General features: G+C 75.7%; 13 protein-coding genes. 5 read left to right on the plus strand and 8 right to left on the minus strand.

Annotation, left to right across the window (positions count from 1 at the left end; genetic code table 11):
* The coding region (locus ACH9EU_RS05220) for an HNH endonuclease signature motif containing protein (RefSeq protein WP_396412882.1) at positions 1-1,696 on the plus strand (1,696 nt) is incomplete at its 5' end.
* A 112-nt stretch (positions 1,697-1,808) separates the two neighbouring features.
* Here the strand turns inward: ACH9EU_RS05220 and ACH9EU_RS05225 are convergent.
* Both ACH9EU_RS05225 and ACH9EU_RS05230 read right to left on the minus strand, forming a co-directional pair.
* Positions 1,809-3,959, minus strand: a complete 2,151-nt coding sequence (locus ACH9EU_RS05225) for a bifunctional anthranilate synthase component I family protein/aminotransferase class IV (RefSeq protein ID WP_396412883.1) — start codon at positions 3,957-3,959, stop codon at positions 1,809-1,811.
* A 7-nt stretch (positions 3,960-3,966) separates the two neighbouring features.
* Positions 3,967-4,365 (minus strand): GntR family transcriptional regulator, encoded by a 399-nt coding sequence (locus ACH9EU_RS05230; RefSeq protein ID WP_396412884.1) that lies wholly within the window; start codon positions 4,363-4,365, stop codon positions 3,967-3,969.
* Between the two features lie 147 nt (positions 4,366-4,512).
* Between ACH9EU_RS05230 and ACH9EU_RS05235 the strand changes: the two genes are divergently transcribed.
* Together ACH9EU_RS05235 and ACH9EU_RS05240 are read left to right on the plus strand one after the other, a co-directional pair.
* Positions 4,513-4,833: an antibiotic biosynthesis monooxygenase gene (locus ACH9EU_RS05235; RefSeq protein WP_396412885.1), complete on the plus strand. Its 321-nt coding sequence runs from the start codon at positions 4,513-4,515 to the stop codon at positions 4,831-4,833.
* A gap of 80 nt (positions 4,834-4,913) precedes the next feature.
* Positions 4,914-5,717 carry an IclR family transcriptional regulator domain-containing protein gene (locus ACH9EU_RS05240; protein ID WP_396412886.1) on the plus strand — a complete coding sequence of 268 codons (804 nt, stop codon included), beginning with the start codon at positions 4,914-4,916 and terminating at the stop codon, positions 5,715-5,717.
* A gap of 34 nt (positions 5,718-5,751) precedes the next feature.
* Here the strand turns inward: ACH9EU_RS05240 and ACH9EU_RS05245 are convergent, their stop codons facing one another.
* Positions 5,752-7,350, minus strand: coding sequence for a GMC oxidoreductase (locus ACH9EU_RS05245; protein ID WP_396412887.1), 1,599 nt, complete (start codon positions 7,348-7,350; stop codon positions 5,752-5,754).
* The gene (locus tag ACH9EU_RS05250) at positions 7,347-7,961 is read right to left on the minus strand and encodes a hypothetical protein (RefSeq protein ID WP_396412888.1); all 615 of its coding nucleotides are present in this window, start codon (positions 7,959-7,961) and stop codon (positions 7,347-7,349) included. Before ACH9EU_RS05250 ends, ACH9EU_RS05245 begins: the two co-directional genes overlap by 4 nt.
* 239 nt (positions 7,962-8,200) lie before the next feature.
* Between ACH9EU_RS05250 and ACH9EU_RS05255 the strand changes: the two genes are divergently transcribed.
* Positions 8,201-9,610, plus strand: coding sequence for a DHA2 family efflux MFS transporter permease subunit (locus ACH9EU_RS05255; RefSeq protein WP_396412889.1), 1,410 nt, complete (start codon positions 8,201-8,203; stop codon positions 9,608-9,610).
* A gap of 268 nt (positions 9,611-9,878) precedes the next feature.
* Positions 9,879-11,066, plus strand: coding sequence for a PQQ-dependent sugar dehydrogenase (locus ACH9EU_RS05260; protein WP_396412890.1), 1,188 nt, complete (start codon positions 9,879-9,881; stop codon positions 11,064-11,066).
* Positions 11,067-11,070: 4 nt separating this feature from the next.
* Here ACH9EU_RS05260 and ACH9EU_RS05265 read toward each other — a convergent pair whose 3' ends face one another.
* The 4 genes from ACH9EU_RS05265 to ACH9EU_RS05280 are packed head-to-tail and all read right to left on the minus strand — an operon-like array spanning position 11,071 to position 15,144.
* The gene (locus ACH9EU_RS05265; RefSeq protein WP_396412891.1) at positions 11,071-12,132 is read right to left on the minus strand and encodes a siderophore-interacting protein; all 1,062 of its coding nucleotides are present in this window, start codon (positions 12,130-12,132) and stop codon (positions 11,071-11,073) included.
* The gene (locus ACH9EU_RS05270) at positions 12,129-13,061 is read right to left on the minus strand and encodes an ATP-binding cassette domain-containing protein (protein ID WP_396412892.1); all 933 of its coding nucleotides are present in this window, start codon (positions 13,059-13,061) and stop codon (positions 12,129-12,131) included. Before ACH9EU_RS05270 ends, ACH9EU_RS05265 begins: the two co-directional genes overlap by 4 nt.
* Positions 13,058-14,137, minus strand: a complete 1,080-nt coding sequence (locus ACH9EU_RS05275) for an iron chelate uptake ABC transporter family permease subunit (protein WP_396412893.1) — start codon at positions 14,135-14,137, stop codon at positions 13,058-13,060. The genes ACH9EU_RS05270 and ACH9EU_RS05275 overlap by 4 nt, the downstream gene beginning before the upstream one ends.
* Positions 14,134-15,144: an iron chelate uptake ABC transporter family permease subunit gene (locus tag ACH9EU_RS05280; protein ID WP_396412894.1), complete on the minus strand. Its 1,011-nt coding sequence runs from the start codon at positions 15,142-15,144 to the stop codon at positions 14,134-14,136. The genes ACH9EU_RS05275 and ACH9EU_RS05280 overlap by 4 nt, the downstream gene beginning before the upstream one ends.
* Between the last annotated feature and the right edge of the window lie 7 nt (positions 15,145-15,151).

A 15,151-nucleotide genomic window follows, 5' to 3' on the forward strand; every position in this document is an offset into this window, starting at 1 on the left:
TGGAGTCATGACCACCTGGCCCGATGATCCGTGGTTCCCGGACGATCCGCCGTTCCCGGGTGATCCGAGGTTCCCGGAGGATCCGCGGTCCCTGGAGGAGATGCTGCGGGAGGACACGGACCTGGACGCCCTGGAGCGGGACTACGCCCGGGCGGTGGGAGAGCTGGCCGGTGATGCCCGGGCGGAGGCGGCCGCGGCGGGACGGCAGCTGCGGGGGATCCACCGGATGTGGCGGCTCCAGGAGGAGGCCCACGAGCAGCGGCGGGCGGTGCTGGTGCGCTGGCTGAACGCACGTTCCCGGCGGTGCGGTCGGCAGCTGCTGGAGAGCCGCAGCCTGCTGGAGGTGGCCGCGGAGATCGGCCCGGTGCTGCGCCTGCCGGCGGTCACGGCGGTGCGCCGCGTGGAGCAGGCCATCGGCCTGGCCGGGTCCCTGCCCGAGGTGCTCACCGCCCTGGAGGACGGGGTGATCGGGGGCAAGCAGGCCGAGGTCGTCGTGGAGACGTGGATCGAGCTGCTGGGCAGCGAGCTGCGCCCTCCGCCGGAGCCGCGGCCCCCGGTGGAGGCGGTGCGGCAGCTGGCCGAGGACCTGCTGCGCGCAGCCCCCCAGAGCACGGCCGCCCAGCTGCGCGCGCTGGCCCGGCGGCGGCGGGAGGAGCTGCTGCGGAACACCGAGGAACAGCGTCACCGCCAGGCCCTGGCCGATCGGCGGGTGTGGGTGGAACCGGGCGAGAACGGGATGGCGAGGGTGTGCGCGCTGCTGGACGCCGCCACCGCCTACGCCGCCCGCGACCGGCTGGCCTCCCTGGCCCGGCGTGCCGGCCCCGCCGGCACCCCGGGCCCGGCAGGGTGCCTGCCGGGGACCGACCCGGACCGCGGCCCGGGCGGCAGTGAGCGTGATCGGCGCACCTGCGCCCAGGTGCAGGCGGACGTGCTGGCGGACCTGCTGCTGACGGGAGAGCCGCCCCAGTGGCCCGCCGACCTGCGGGGGATCCGCGGCCAGGTCGCCGTCACCGTCCCGGCCCTGGCCCTGCTCGCCCACACCACCGGGCCCGGGGCGCCCCCGGCGGGGCTGCCCGCCGCCGGAGGGTGCGCGGAGCTGGCCGGGTACGGCCCGATCCCGCTGGAGCTGGCCGCCCGGATCGCGGTGGCCGCCCCCTCCTGGTCCCGGGTGCTGACCGACCCGGTGACCGGCACGGTCCTGGAGTACGACCGGGCCACCTACGCGGTCCCGGCCGACCTCAAGCGCCGGCTGCGCCACCGGGACGAAACCTGCCGGTTCCCCGGCTGCCGCCGCAGCGCCGAACGCTGCGACCTCGACCACACGGTCGCGTGGGCCCAGGGAGGGGCGACCGCGGCGGGCAACCTGGCGCACCTGTGCCGCCACCACCACCTGCTCAAGCACCGACACGGGCCGCTGGGCCCCTGGACGGTCAGCCACCGCGACCGGCGGGACCCCCGGTGCCCGGAGGGCGTACTGGAGTGGACCTCACCGGCCGGGCGGATGCACGTGACCTACCCCCGCCAATACCACCACCCCGTGCTCACGCCCCTGCGGATCCAGACACCTCTGTCCGCCGAACCGCCGGCCGGCGAACCCTCGGCCGGCCCGCCACCCCCGGCGCCGGGTGATCCCGGACCCCTGGACCGGCGCGACCCGGGACCGCCGCCCCCATCCGACGACCCACCACCCTTCTGATCCGCAGGCGCCGCCGCGGCCGGGCGGGTCTCGGACGTCACCGACCGGGCCGGTCGCCGGCGAATGGGCGACGACGAGTCCTCACTCGTCCGCCCGCGGCCGTCCGGACCGCTCAGCCCGTCGCTCCGCGGTGCACGAGCCGGCGCAGTCGAGCCGTCACCGGGCCGGGCTCCCACCGGCCCACGCCGTCGACGGATCCCACCGGATGGACCCCGGCCACCGAGTTCGTCACGAAGACCTCCTGCGCCCGGGCGAGCTCGGCGAGCTGCACCGGGCGCTCACGGACCTCGGCGCCCGCGGCGCGCAGGACGCTCAGCACCTGTTCCCGCACGATACCCGGCAGGATCCGCCCGTCCGCGGGCGGAGTGAGCACCACCCCGTCGACGACGGCGAAGACGTTCGCCCGGCCCGTCTCCAGGACCGTCCCGTCGGCATCGACGAGCAGCGGATCGCAGCTGCGCGACCACAGACCCGGGGCGGGTTCATGGGCCAGGACCCGGCGGTCCGCCCACTTGTGCCCACCCAGGCCGCCGGGCAGCCGGACGGGGACCAGCCGCCAGGGCGGCACCGGCTCCGACGGGAGGGCCGTGGAAGCCACGGTCACCGTCAGCCCGCCCCCCGGCACCGGAACGGCCGTGATCCGCAGCCGGTGGGGGCCCGTCAGCTCCGCAGCCTGCGCGACGACCTCGTCGTGGAGCTCGTGCCGCAGCCCCGCACCGTAGCAGTCGCGGCAGCTGGCCCCGAGACGCCGCAGGTGCGCGTCCAGGTCCACGGCCGAGCCATCGTGCACGAGCAGGGTCGTGAAGACGCCCTCCGCGTGGACGGGGGTGGAGGCCGGCAGCTCCGGCACGGGGGTAGCGGCCGGCGGCTCCGGCACGGGGGTGGAGGCCGGCGGCTCCGGCACGGGGGCCACGGCGTCGTCGGTTGCGTGCCCGTTTCCGGGGGCGTGTCCGGTCCACTCCCGCCGCAGGGCGTCGTCCAGCTCCGCGCCCACGGCGTCGAGCAGGGGCACGGCCTTGACGAGGGTCTCGTGGGTCTCGTCGACGGGCTCGGAGTCGGCCACGATCCCTCCGCCCACGCCCAGCCGGACGCGGCCGCCCGTGAACTCGAACGTGCGGATCGCGACGTTCAGTGCCAGGCCGCCGGGGCCGGCGCAGCCGACCGCCCCCGTGTAGACCTCCCGGCCCGCGGGCTCGAGCGCGTTGATGATCTCCATGGCCCGGATCTTCGGGGCTCCCGTGCAGGAGCCGGGCGGGAACGTGGCCCGCAGCAGGGCGCCGTCGCCGAGGCCGGGGGGCAGCTTCCCGTGCACGTCCGCCACGAGGTGGTGGACGCCGGTGTGCGGTTCCACGCGCGGCGCCGCGGGGGCCCGGACGGAGCCGGGCACGCAGGCGCGGGAGAGATCGTTGCGCATGAGGTCCACGATCATGACGTTCTCGGCGCGGTTCTTCGCCGAGGCGTGCAGCGCCGCGGGGTCGGTGGTGGCCGCGGCGGTGCCCTTGATGGGCGAGGTCAGCACGTCGCGTCCCGTGCGGCGCAGGAACAGTTCGGGGGAGAGGCTCGCCACGGCCCCTCCGGGCAGCCGGAGGAATGCCGCGAAGCGCGGGACCAGCCGCTCGTGGCCGGCGCAGAACAGGTCGAGGGGGTCGCCCGCGAACCCGGCCGCCAGGCCCCGGCAGATGTTCGCCTGGAAGATGTCGCCGTCCCGGATGTGACGCAGCGCGGCGGTCACGGCCGCGGCGTGCTCGTCCGCGGAGGCGTCGGCCCCGAACGCGCCGCAGCGGTAGGGCTCGGCCCCGCCCGGGCGCGCCAGGGCGTTGTGCACGGCCGCCACGGTGGCCGCCAGCCGGGCTGGGTCGGTGCCGGGAGCGGACTCGACCACCCAGTCCCCGGTCGCGGGCCGGTGCCGCAGCACGTGGTCGTAGCGGGCGAGGTGGTGCTCCGGCAGCCGGGCCGGCCGCGGCGGGGCCTCGGGGAGCCGCTCGAGCCGCCGGGCCAGCTGGTAGCCGAGGTACCCGATCCAGCCCACGCCGAACGGCGGCTCCGGCCCGTCCTCGTCCGCGGCATGCGCGTCCAGGGCGGCGAACGGGTCCTCGTCCGGACCCAGGACCTGCACGGGCCGGAACGCGATGAGTGCGTCGCCGTGCTCCGGGTCCGGACGCCAGTCCCCGAACAGCGCCACGAGCCCGGGCTCGTGCCGCAGCGCCCGCAGCATCCGCACCGGGGACAGGTCCGCGCCGGTGATCACGTGCTCCTGCGCCATCCCGGCCTCAGCTCCTCTCCGGGACGCCGGGAAGCGCGTCCTCCATGCGGACCAGGTGGTGGTCCGCCCTCGCCGTCGCCGCGAGGGCCGCCAGGGCCGTGGCCTCGGACTCCACGCCGGTGCGGAAGCCGAGCAGAGCACGCCGGTCCTGGAGGGTTCGCGCCGGCCGGCCCGTCCCCGGGGGCGACGCCGGCGGTGTGAGGGCGTAGCTCCCGCTGCCGCGACGGGGGTGCACGAGCCCCTCCGCCTGCAGCCTCGCGACGGCCTCGCGCACCACCGTCCGGCTGACCCCGTGCTCGGCGATCAGGGTGCTCCCGCTGGGCAGGCGCTCACCCGGAGCGATGTGCCCGCTCACGATGCGCGCCCGGAGATCCTCCACGAGGGCCGTGGTGAGGTTGTGGCTCATGGGGCCATGATCTCACCCCGCGCGCGGTCCGCCGTCGCCCGCGTTATCGGACCGCGATAACCGCCCTTGGCGGCCCGCGGCGCGGGCCGCGAGACTGGCACCCACGGCCCCGCCGGCACCGGGGCGTCCGCAGCGAAGGGAGCAGGCATGATCTTCATCGTCGTCAAGTTCAAGGTGAAGCCGGAGTGGTCCGACCGCTGGCTCGACTTCACCCGCGACTTCACGGAGGCGACCCGTCAGGAGCCGGGCAACCTGTGGTTCGACTGGTCCCGCAGCGTCGAGGACCCGGACGAGTTCGTGCTCGTGGAGGCGTTCCAGGACGACGGCGCCGGGCCCCACGTGAACAGCGAGCACTTCAAGAAGTTCACGGGGGAGGCCGCCCAGGCGCTCGTGGAGACCCCGCAGATCATCAGCGAGCAGATCGAGGCCGAGGGCTGGAACCGGATGGGCGAGATCACCGTCGACTGACACCACCGCTGTGCCGACGGCCCGGGCGCCACGCTCCCGCGCCGTTGGCACGCGACGGGGCGCGGGCCATGATGGGAGGCATGTCACCCACCGACCCGCAGAGCGGCATGGCCTCCGTGCAGAAGGCGTTCGCCCTGCTCGACGTCGTCGCCCGGGACCCCCGGGGCGCCACGGCCAAGGACATCAGCACCGCCCTCGACATCCCCCTGCCCTCCGTCTACCGCCTGCTGCAGACACTCGTGGCCTCCGAGCACGTGGTCCACCTCAGGGACGAGCGACGGTACGGGCTCGGGTACAAGGTCCACTCCCTCGACACCTCCCTGCGCCAGCAGGTCGGCACGCCCGTCAGCGTCCAGCGCGCGGTGCGGGAACTGCACGCGGCCGCCGACGCCGCCGCGTACTTCGCGGTCTACCGGGGGGACGCGATCGTGGTGGCCCACGTGGTGGACTCCCCGCGGCGGCCGAGGATCGAGCCCATGGACTTCGGCTTCGCCGACGCCGCCCACGCCACGGCGTTCGGCAAGATCCTGCTGTCCCGGATGGACGAGGACGAGGTGGCGGAGTACCTGGAGCGCCACGGGATGGCGGCCATGACCGAGCGCACGATCACGACGCCGGCGGCCCTGGCGGACGAGCTCGCGCGCGTCCGCGCCGAGGGCGTCGCCGTGGAGCGCGAGGAGTTCGTGCCGGGGGCCTCGTGCCTGGCCGCGCCCGTCGTCGACGCCGCGGGGCGCACGCTCGGCTCGGTGGCCGTCTCCCTGCGGCCCCCGGACTTCGAGCGTCGCCGCCGCGCCGTCTCGTCCGTGCTGCGCGACGCCGCGGACCGGGTCGGGCGTGCCCTGCGCGCGGCGGAGGGGTGCCCGGCCGGCCCCCGGGCCGGCTGAACGCCCCGCCGGGGTTCCGTGCGACGCCGGGCCGCTACAGGTGCCGGCCCGCGAGCTGATCCGCGATGTACTCGGCCTGTCGCACGGCCAGCGCGACGATCGTCAGCGTCGGGTTCGCCGCCGCCCCGGTCGTGAAGAGCGAGCCGTCCGAGACGAAGAGGTTCGGGACGTCGTGGGTCTGCCCGAACGCGTTCGTCACCCCGTCCTCCGGGCGCTCGCTCATCCGGGCGGTGCCCATGTTGTGCGTGGCCGGGTACGGCGGGGTGTGGTGCGTGGACCGGGCGCCCACGGACTCGTAGAGCAGGGACGCCTGCTGGTAGCCGTGATTGCGCATCGCGACGTCGTTGGGGTGGTCGTCGAAGTGCACGTTGGGCACGGGCAGTCCGAGGTGGTCCGTGACGGCCGTGTTCAGGGTGACCCGGTTGGTCTCCTGCGGCATGTCCTCGCCGACGACCCACATCCCGGCCGTGTTCGCGTAGCCGTCGAGCAGCGCCGTGAAGTCCGGGCCCCAGGACCCGGGGTCCGCGAAGCTCGCGAGGAACGCCGGCCCCAGGGAGATGGTCTCCATGTAGTACCCGCCGGCGAACCCCCGGTCGACGTCGTGGCGCGACTCGTCGGCGACGAGGCCCGCCATGGTCTCGCCCCGGTACATGTGCACCGGGCGGTCGAACTGCGCGTAGACCGAGCCCGTGGTGTGGCGCATGTAGTTGCGGCCCAGCTGCCCCGAGGAGTTGGCGAGCCCGTCCGGGAACAGGGGGGAGCCGGAGAGCATGAGCAGCCGCGGCGTCTCGATGGCGTTGCAGGCCACCGCGACGAGCCGAGCCTTCTGCCGCTGCACCTGGCCGTCGCCGTCCACGTAGACCACGCTGTCGACGAGGCCCTTCTCCGTGTGCGTGAGCTGCACGGCGTGGCAGTCCGGGCGCAGGTCCAGGTTGCCGGTGCGCAGGGCCTTGGGGATCTCCGAGACGAGGATCGACCACTTGGAGCGGTTCTTGTCGCCCTGGAAGTTGAACCCGTCCTGGATTGAGGCCGGGCGCCCGTCGTAGGGCTCGGCGTTGGTGCCGTACGGGCCGGTGGCGTAGTGCCGGTAGCCCAGCTTCTCGGCGCCGGCGGCGAGCACCTTGTAGTTGTTGTTCGCGGGCAGGGGCGGGCGGCCGTGGCGGTGCGTGGAGCCGATCTTCTGCTCGGCGCGGTCGTAGTAGGGAGCCAGGTCCTCGAGGGTGATGGGCCAGTCGAGCAGGTTGGCGCCGTCGACCCGCCCGTAGACGGACCGGGTCCGGAACTCGTGGGCCTTGAAGCGGGGGGTGGCCCCGGACCAGTGCGTGGTGGTCCCGCCGACGGCCTTGACGATCCACGCGGGCAGGTTCGGGAAGTCCCGGGCGATCCGCCACGAGCCCGTGGTGGTCCGCGGGTCCAGCCAGGCCATCTGGTGGAAGGCCTCCCACTCGTCGTTGACCCAGTCCTCGGTGGTCAGGTGGGGGCCGGCCTCGAGGAGCACGACCTTGACGCCCTTCTCGGTCAGTTCGTGGGCGAGGGTGCCTCCGCCGGCGCCGGAGCCGATGACGACGACGGCGGAGTCGTCGTCGAGCTCGATCCGGGCCGAGCGCGGCTGGTCCTGGGGGGTGGTGGTCATGCGGTCTCTCCGTGGTCGATGACGTCCGACCCCTTGAAGAGGTCGCTGAAGGGCGCGTCGGTGGTCTCGGAGGCGCCCTGCCGGTCGATGTTCCACCCCTCCTCGGGGGCGGCGCTCGCCACCTCGTAGCCGAGGGGCCCGCACTCGGCCAGCTCCTCCTCGGACTCCTCGATCCGCGGATCGGGCAGCCAGTCGAGGTCGTCGAAGCCCCGGTGCAGGTAGCCGCCCTTCGAGAAGGACTCGCCCTCGTAGCCCAGGGCCTCCCAGACCTCGGGGTCGTCGTAGAAGTGCAGCACGGTGGTGCGGCGCACGAAGCCGAAGAACTCGAGGTCGGCGATCCGCTTGAGCACCTTGAGGGCGGCGTCGTCGTCGAGCTCGGTGAACGGCCGGTCGCTGAGCGAGTTGAGGGTGAGCAGACCCTGGGTCAGCGCCATCCGGAACCAGGTCGACCCCTCCGCCTCGGCCACGATCTTCTCCGTCATCCGCTCGTAGGGGCCGTCGGGGATCTGCGGATGGGGGAAGGCGACGCGGATCACGCGTGTCAGGGTGCGCTTGGCCTCGTCGGTGAGGGCCAGCGCGTTCAGGGCCGAGTACTTCGCGGGATAGACCATGGGGTCTCCTCCTCGTTCGTCGAGGGTGACGTGTGTCACGTCCGAGTGTGCTGGAGGCCGGGGCGGCGGGCCAGGGTGGTTATCGCCCAGCGATAACGGCCGGTGACGGGGCGGACCCGGGGGCGGGCCCGGTGTCCGGGGCGCGCCCGGGGGCCTCCGGTGGGACACTGGTCGCAGGTCGCCGAGCCGTTCGGCGGCGGGCCGGGGGGAGCGGGGGAACCGGGCTGATGACAGATCCCGTGAGCGGACTTCCGGCCTCGCTCCTGTTCTGGGGGGAGCGCAGGTCCCGGTGGGTGCTGGCCGCGACCGTGCTGGGCTCGGCCCTGACGTTCATCGACATGACCGTGGTGCCGGTCGCCGTCCCGGCCGTCGGGGCGGAGTTCGGCCTGGGCTCCGTGGGCATGACCTGGGTCGCCAATGCCTACACCCTCGGTCTCGCCGCGTTCGTCCTGCTGGGCGGCTCGCTGGGTGACCGCTACGGCCGGCGCAGGATCTTCCTCGCCGGTGTGGTCTGCTTCAGCCTGTCCTCCACGGCGTGCGCTCTCGCCCCGGGCCCCGGCGTCCTGATCGCGCTCCGGGCCGTGCAGGGCATCGGCGCGGCCCTGCTCGCGCCGACCAGCATCGCCGTCCTGGAGGCTTCCTTCGCGCCGCGCGACCGGGCGCGGGCCATCGGGGCGTGGACCGGCCTGACGGCCGTGGCCACCGCGGCCGGGCCGTTCGTGGGCGGCTGGCTGGTGCAGACGGCCGGCTGGCGGTGGGTCTTCCTCGTCAATCTCCCGGTCGCGCTCGCGGTCGTGCTGATCAGCCGGCGGCACGTGCCCGAGTCCCGCGATCCCGCGGCCTGCCTGCGGCTGGACGTTCCCGGGGCCGTCCTGCTGGTCGCCGCGCTGGGCGCGCTCGCCCACGGGCTGACGGCGTGGGCCGGCTCCCGGCCGGCCGACCCCGCGGTGGCCGGGCCGCTGCTGGCGGGGGCCGTGCTCCTGGTGCTGTTCCTGCGGCAGGAGCGGCGGGCGACCTCTCCGCTGCTGCCCCTCGAGGTCTTCCGGGAGCGGCTGTTCGTCGGCAGCAACCTGGTCACGTTCGTGGTCTACGCGCCCATGGGCGCCACGTTCTTCCTTCTGCCCGTGGTGCTGCAGGTCGGGGCCGGGTTCTCCCCGCTGGCCGCCGGAGCGGCGGTGATGCCCATCGCGCTGCTGCTGACGGCGTTCTCGGCGTCGGTGGGCCGGTGGGTGGGGCGTTCCGGGCCCCGCGTGCCCGTGATCGCCGGCTGCCTGCTGGCGGCCCTGGGCCTGGCCCTGCTCACGGGGGTGCGGACCGGCGCGGACTACGTCCTGGAGGTCCTCCTGCCGGTCTCCGTCTTCGGGGCCGGCCTGACGCTGTACGTCACCCCCCTGACCTCCGCGGCCCTGGCCGCGCTGCCGGACGCGCGGGCCGGGCTCGCGAGCGGCGTCAACAACGCCGTGTCGCGCACCGCCGGACTGCTCGCCGTCGCGGCCGTTCCGCTGGTCGGAGGGCTGGGCGGCGGCGGGCTGGCGGATCCGGAGCGGGCCCTGGAGGGCTTCGCCGCGGTCATGTGGGCCGGCGCGGCTCTGCTGGCCGTGGGCGGGGTGCTCTCCGCCGCGCTCATCTGCCCGGACCCGGTCGACTGAACGACGGGGGCCGCCGTGGAGACCGCTGTGGAGACGGCCGGTGCGGGGTCGCCCCGCACCGGCCGGGCCGTCAGGGAGCTCGGGAAGATCTGACGGACTTGCCTCATCCTACGGTGACCCGGGTCACGGTTCAGCACTCGATTGCGCCGGCCGGCCCGGATCCGGTGCGGCCCCGGTCCGGAGCGGGGCCGGGCCGCCGCCGCGGGGCCGAGCCGATCGGCGCGGAGTAGATTGGCCTCCCCCGAGACGCTCGACCCAGGAGTTCCCGATGGACGCGCGACTGCTCCGCACGGCCGCCGCCGTGGTGCTGCTGGCCGGCTGCGCCCCGGCGGAGGATCCCCCCTCCGGGGGACCCCCGGCCGACGGGACGACGGCACCGGGCGGGCCCTCGGCCGCCCCGGAGCCCGCGCTCGAGGTCGAGGTCGTCGTGGACGGGCTGCGCCACCCGTGGGACGTCGCGCTCCTCCCGGGCGGCGCCGCGCTGATCACCGAGCGCGGCGGAAGACTGCTCACCCACGACGAGCGCGGCACCCGGGAGATCGAGGCGGACCTCGGCGACCTCTTCGTCGGCAGCGAGGCCGGGCTCATGGGCCTCGAGGTCTCCCCGCGGTTCGCGGAGGACCGGGAGATCTTCCTCTGCCACGCGACCCGCACCGGTGACGGCGCCCCGCGTGACGTGCGGGTCACCCGCTGGCGGCTCGAGGAGGACATCGGCACGGCCGAGCGCATCGGGACGGTGGTCGACGGCCTGCCGATCAGCTCCGGCCGGCACAGTGGCTGCCGTCTGCGCTTCGCCCCGGACGGGGTCCTCCACGTCGGCACCGGGGACGCCGCCCGGTCCGGGACCTCGCAGGACCTCGGGTCGCTCGGCGGCAAGACCCTGCGGGTGCACCCCGACGGGACGGTCCCGCGGGACAACCCGTTCGCCGGCCGCCCGGGGGACGCGGCTCTCGTCCACACCTACGGCCACCGCAACGTCCAGGGGCTCGCCGTGCAGCCCGGCACGGGCACCATGTGGTCCGCGGAGCACGGCCCCGGCACGGACGACGAGATCAACGTCCTCGTGCCCGGCGGCAACTACGGCTGGGACCCGGGGCCCGGCTACGACGAGTCCGTGCCCATGACGGACCTCGAGCGGTTCCCGGACGCCGTCGAGGCCGCCTGGTCCTCGGGCCGCCCGACGGTCGCCCTCAGCGGCGCGGCCTTCCTGAGCGGTGAGCAGTGGGGCGCCTGGGACGGGGCGCTGGCCGTGGCCGAGCTGAAGAACACGGGGGTGGCCGTCCACGGCGTGGACGGCACGCGGATCACCGGGACCACCCGGATGACCGCCCTCGAGGACGTGCACGGGCGGCTGCGCTCGCCGACCCTCGACGACGACGGCGCCCTGTGGGTCACCACCGCCAACGGGACCGACGACGCCGTCCTGCGCGTCACGGCCCGGCCGGGTGGCCGCTGAGCGCTCAGGACTCGGCCTGCCCCTGCCGCCAGTAGCCCATGAAGGACACGTGGTCCTTGGGGATCCCGGCGGCGTCGACGCACAGCCTGCGCAGGGCCCGCACCGTGCCGGACTCCCCGGCCAGGAACACGTAGGGCGCGTCGGGCCGGTCCGGCCGGGCGACCGTCCACGCCCTCGGCTCGTCGGCGCCCTCGGCGACGGCCAGGGCGGAGGTCGCACGGCCGCGCTTCGGTCGGCGGCCCGCCAGGACGTCGTCCACGGCCCCGCCGGGCAGCTCGAGCAGCCGCGCGAGGCGCATCGCGGCCCGGTGTCCGTGCCCGGCCGGCGCCCCGCGCCCGGCGCGCGGCAGCACGTGCAGGCGCACGTCCGGCAGGTCGGCGGGCAGCCGGTGCGCCGGGAGGTCGTCGGCGTGCGGGACCTCGAGCACCACGTCCAGGCGCGGGCGGGCGCCGTCCGCGGACGGCTCGTGCGGGGTTTCGGCGAACTCCTCGGCGATGGACATCAGCGCCGGTGCGGCCGTCTCGTCGCCGACCGCGAGGGCCTGGGTGGCCCCGCCGTGGTCCCACGCCCCCCACGGGCGCTCCAGCGGGCCCGGCCCGAGCAGGTAGACGCGCTCGCCGGGGGCCGCGCCGGCCGCCCACCGGCTGCCCGGGCCGTCCTGGCCGGAACCGCCGTGCACGACGACGTCGATGACGATCTCCGGCACGAGCATCCCGCAGAACGTGGTGCGCCGGACGCCGCGCACGGTGTACGTGCGCATCCAGCCGCGCTCCTCGGCGGGCCGGGCGAACCAGCCCTCGCGCAGGCTCACCGAGAGGTCCGCGCGCTCGGGCGCGCGGCCCGGGGGCGGCACGAGCAGCTTGATGTACGCGTCGCGGCACCGTGTCCGGTCGCCGTCCCCGATGAGGGTGGAGGAGAGGCCCGCGAGCTCCGGGCCCGCGAGCGTGATCCGGCGGAAGGAGGGGCACAGCTGCGTCACGGAGGTCACGGCGGCCTCGACGCACAGCACGGGAGCGGCCTCGGGCGCGGTCGGGGAGGTGGCCTCGGAGGCTCGGGTGAGTGTCACAGCAGGTTCCTTCCAGTCTCGGCGACGGCCGCTCGAGGTGCAGGGTCCAGGGCCACGGGTGCGGCCGCTGGCGCGGGGTGGGAGCCCTCGCGGGCCCGTCCGCGGGGCAGGACGACGGGCCGCCCGCCCACGGGGTCGCGGGCGACGTCCGCCCGCAGGTCGAAGACCTCGGCCAGCAGGTCCGGGGTGAGCACCTCCGCGGGGGTGCCCACGGCCACGATCCGGCCCGCGGCCATCGCCACGAGCCGGTCGGCCACGCGCGCGGCGAGGTTGAGCTCGTGCAGGACGGCGACGACGGTGGCCCGCCCGCTGCCCGGTCCGTCCGCGTGCTCCAGCCCGCGGAGCATGTCCAGCAGGTCGACCTGGTGGGCCAGGTCGAGGTACGAGGTCGGTTCGTCGAGCAGCATGGTGCGAGCGCGCTGGGCGAGGGTCAGGGCGATCCAGACCCGCTGGCGCTGACCGCCCGAGAGCTCCTCCACGGGCCGGGACGCCAGGGCCGTCAGCTCCGTGAGCTCCATGGCGCGGGCCACGGCGGCGTCGTCGTCGGGGGAGGGGGCGCCCCACCACCGCCGGTGCGGGTGCCGGCCGCGCTCCACGAGCTCCACGACGGTGAGGCCCTCCGGCACCACGGGCGACTGCGGCAGCAGGCTCACGGAGCGGGCGTACGGGCGGGCACGCCACTCGCGCACGTCGCGGCCGTCGGCCTCGAGCGTGCCGGCGCTCGGGCGCAGCTGCCTGGACAGTCCCTTGAGCAGCGTCGTCTTGCCGCAGCCGTTGGCGCCGATCAGCACCGTGGTGCAGCCGTGGGGGATGTCGAGGTCCACCTCGCGCACCACGGTCCGGTCGTCGTAGCCCAGTGACAGGCCCCGCATCCGGAAGGCGGGCACGTGGGCCGTGGGGTCCTCCACGGCGCGCAGCTCGGGACTCATCCCAGGTCTCCTCTCCGCTGCCGCACGAGCAGCCACAGCATCACGGGGGCGCCCACCGCGCCGGTCACGACCCCGGCCGGAAGCTTCGTCCCGGCCAGCAGCTCCGAGCCCACGGCGTCGGAGACCACCACGACCACGGCGCCCACGAGCGCGCACGCGAGGATCGAGGTCCGGCCCCGGGTCAGCGCCGTGGCCACCGGGGTCGACATCAGCGCCACGAAGGCGAGCGGGCCGGTCGCCGCGGTCGCCACGGCGGCGAGCACCACGCCCAGGCCCAGGGCCAGGGCCCGGCTGCGGCCCGGGTGCGCGCCGAGACCGGACGCGAGCTCGAGGCCGAGCTCGGCCGGCTCGAGCGCCCGGTGCACCGCCAGGGCGGCCGGCACGGCCACCAGCAGGCACGTGCCGAGCACCGTGATCCGGTCCCACGTGGCGGCGTTGAGCGAGCCGGCGGTCCAGAGGGCGGCGTCGCGGGCCGAGTTCAGGGACAGGTTCACGAGCAGGGCCGCCGTGAGGGCCTGCGCGAGCGCGGCCACGCCGATGCCCGCGAGCAGGAACCGCTCGCCCACGATGCCGCCGGTGCGCAGGCGCACGGAGGCGGTGGCGATGAGGGTCGCCGCGAGCAGGGCCCCGGCCAGCGCCGTCCAGGACACGGCCGTGCCGCGCAGCCCCCAGACCGCGGTGCCCGCCACGGCGCCCGCCGCGGCGCCGTAGGTGATGCCGAGGATGTCCGGGCTCGCCAGGGGGTTGCGCAGCACCCGGCGGAACAGGGCCCCGGAGCAGCCCAGGGCGGCCCCGGCCAGAGCGCCGAGCACCGCCCGCGGCAGCTTCTCCTGGAGCACGATGAAGCTCGCACCGGGGATCTGCGCGCCGCCCAGGATCGCGAAGAAGTCGGGCACCGTCACGGTGTAGCGGCCGAGCAGCACCCGCACGGCCATCGCGGCGAACAGCGCCAGGACCAGCAGCGCCACGGCCCGCCGGGTCTGCCGGGCCCGGCCGCGGCGGACCTCGCGCACGAGCCCCGGGGCGTCCGGAGGCCCGGGCGATCGGGGGGCGGCAGGGGCGATCGTGCCGGTCACAGGGTCACGCTCCGTCCCCGGCGCAGCAGCACGAGCAGCACCGGTACGCCCAGCACCACGGTGGTCACGCCCACGTGGATCTCCTGGGGCGGGGTGAGCACACGGCCCAGGACGTCGGCCAGGAGCAGCAGCGCGGGGCCCAGGACCATGCTGAACAGCACGATCCAGCGGTAGTCGCCGCCCAGCAGGCGCCGCACGGCGTGGGGCACGAGCAGGCCCACGAAGGCGATGGGCCCGGCCAGGGCGGTCGCGGATCCCGAGAGCAGCACCACGCCCGTGAAGACCAGGGCGCGCTGCAGGCCCAGCGTCACGCCGAGGCCGTGGGCGAGCTCGTCGCCCAGGGCCATGGCGTTGAGCCCGGAGGAGCCGCCCAGCACGAGCAGCGTGCCGAGGAGCACGAGCGGCGCGACGGCGGCGAGGTCGGTGGCCTCGGCGCGCGCCACCGAGCCGATGCTCCAGAAGCGGAAGCGGTCCAGGACCGCGGGCAGCGCGATGACCACGGAGGTCGTCAGCGCGACGAAGCCGGCGTTGACGGCTGCGCCGGAGAGGACGAGGCCCGCCGGGGTCGGGGCGGCGCCGCCGAGCCGCGAGGACCCGAAGACGAGCACGGCGGCGACCGCGGAGCCCGCGAGGGCGAGGGCCGTGAGCTGCCACGTGGCCACGAGGCCGAGCCAGCCGATGCCCAGGACCACCGCGCACGCGGCGCCGGCCGTCAGGCCCAGCAGTCCCGGGTCGCCGAGGGGGTTGCGGCTGACGCCCTGCATGCCGGCCCCGGCCACCGCCAGGGCCGCCCCCGCGAGCACCGCGGTCAGGGTCCGGGGGATCCTGCTGTGCACCACGGCGGCGTCGATGCCGAGCTCGCCGGAGACCTCCGACCACCCGCCGTCGAGGAGCGCGGAGGGGAGCCCGGCGAGCACCGAGACCACCGTGGCGGGGTCCACCGACCGGGCGCCCCAGAACAGGGACGCCGCGGTGGCGGCCGCCAGCAGCAGCGCGGCCGCGGCCAGGGCCGGG

Origin of the sequence: Kocuria rhizosphaerae (assembly GCF_044462265.1) — a bacterium.
GTDB classification, from domain to species: Bacteria; Actinomycetota; Actinomycetes; order Actinomycetales; family Micrococcaceae; genus Kocuria; species Kocuria rhizosphaerae.

Bases quoted from the DNA above. Each gene is read 5' to 3' on its own strand.
- ACH9EU_RS05250 (WP_396412888.1), bottom strand. From the start codon at position 7,961: ATGGTCTATCCCGCGAAGTACTCGGCCCTGAACGCGCTGGCCCTCACC.
- ACH9EU_RS05240 (WP_396412886.1), top strand. From the start codon at position 4,914: ATGTCACCCACCGACCCGCAGAGCGGCATGGCCTCCGTGCAGAAGGCG.
- ACH9EU_RS05260 (WP_396412890.1), top strand. From the start codon at position 9,879: ATGGACGCGCGACTGCTCCGCACGGCCGCCGCCGTGGTGCTGCTGGCC.
- ACH9EU_RS05230 (WP_396412884.1), bottom strand. From the start codon at position 4,365: ATGAGCCACAACCTCACCACGGCCCTCGTGGAGGATCTCCGGGCGCGC.
- ACH9EU_RS05225 (WP_396412883.1), bottom strand. From the start codon at position 3,959: ATGGCGCAGGAGCACGTGATCACCGGCGCGGACCTGTCCCCGGTGCGG.
- ACH9EU_RS05245 (WP_396412887.1), bottom strand. From the start codon at position 7,350: ATGACCACCACCCCCCAGGACCAGCCGCGCTCGGCCCGGATCGAGCTC.
- ACH9EU_RS05270 (WP_396412892.1), bottom strand. From the start codon at position 13,061: ATGAGTCCCGAGCTGCGCGCCGTGGAGGACCCCACGGCCCACGTGCCC.
- ACH9EU_RS05235 (WP_396412885.1), top strand. From the start codon at position 4,513: ATGATCTTCATCGTCGTCAAGTTCAAGGTGAAGCCGGAGTGGTCCGAC.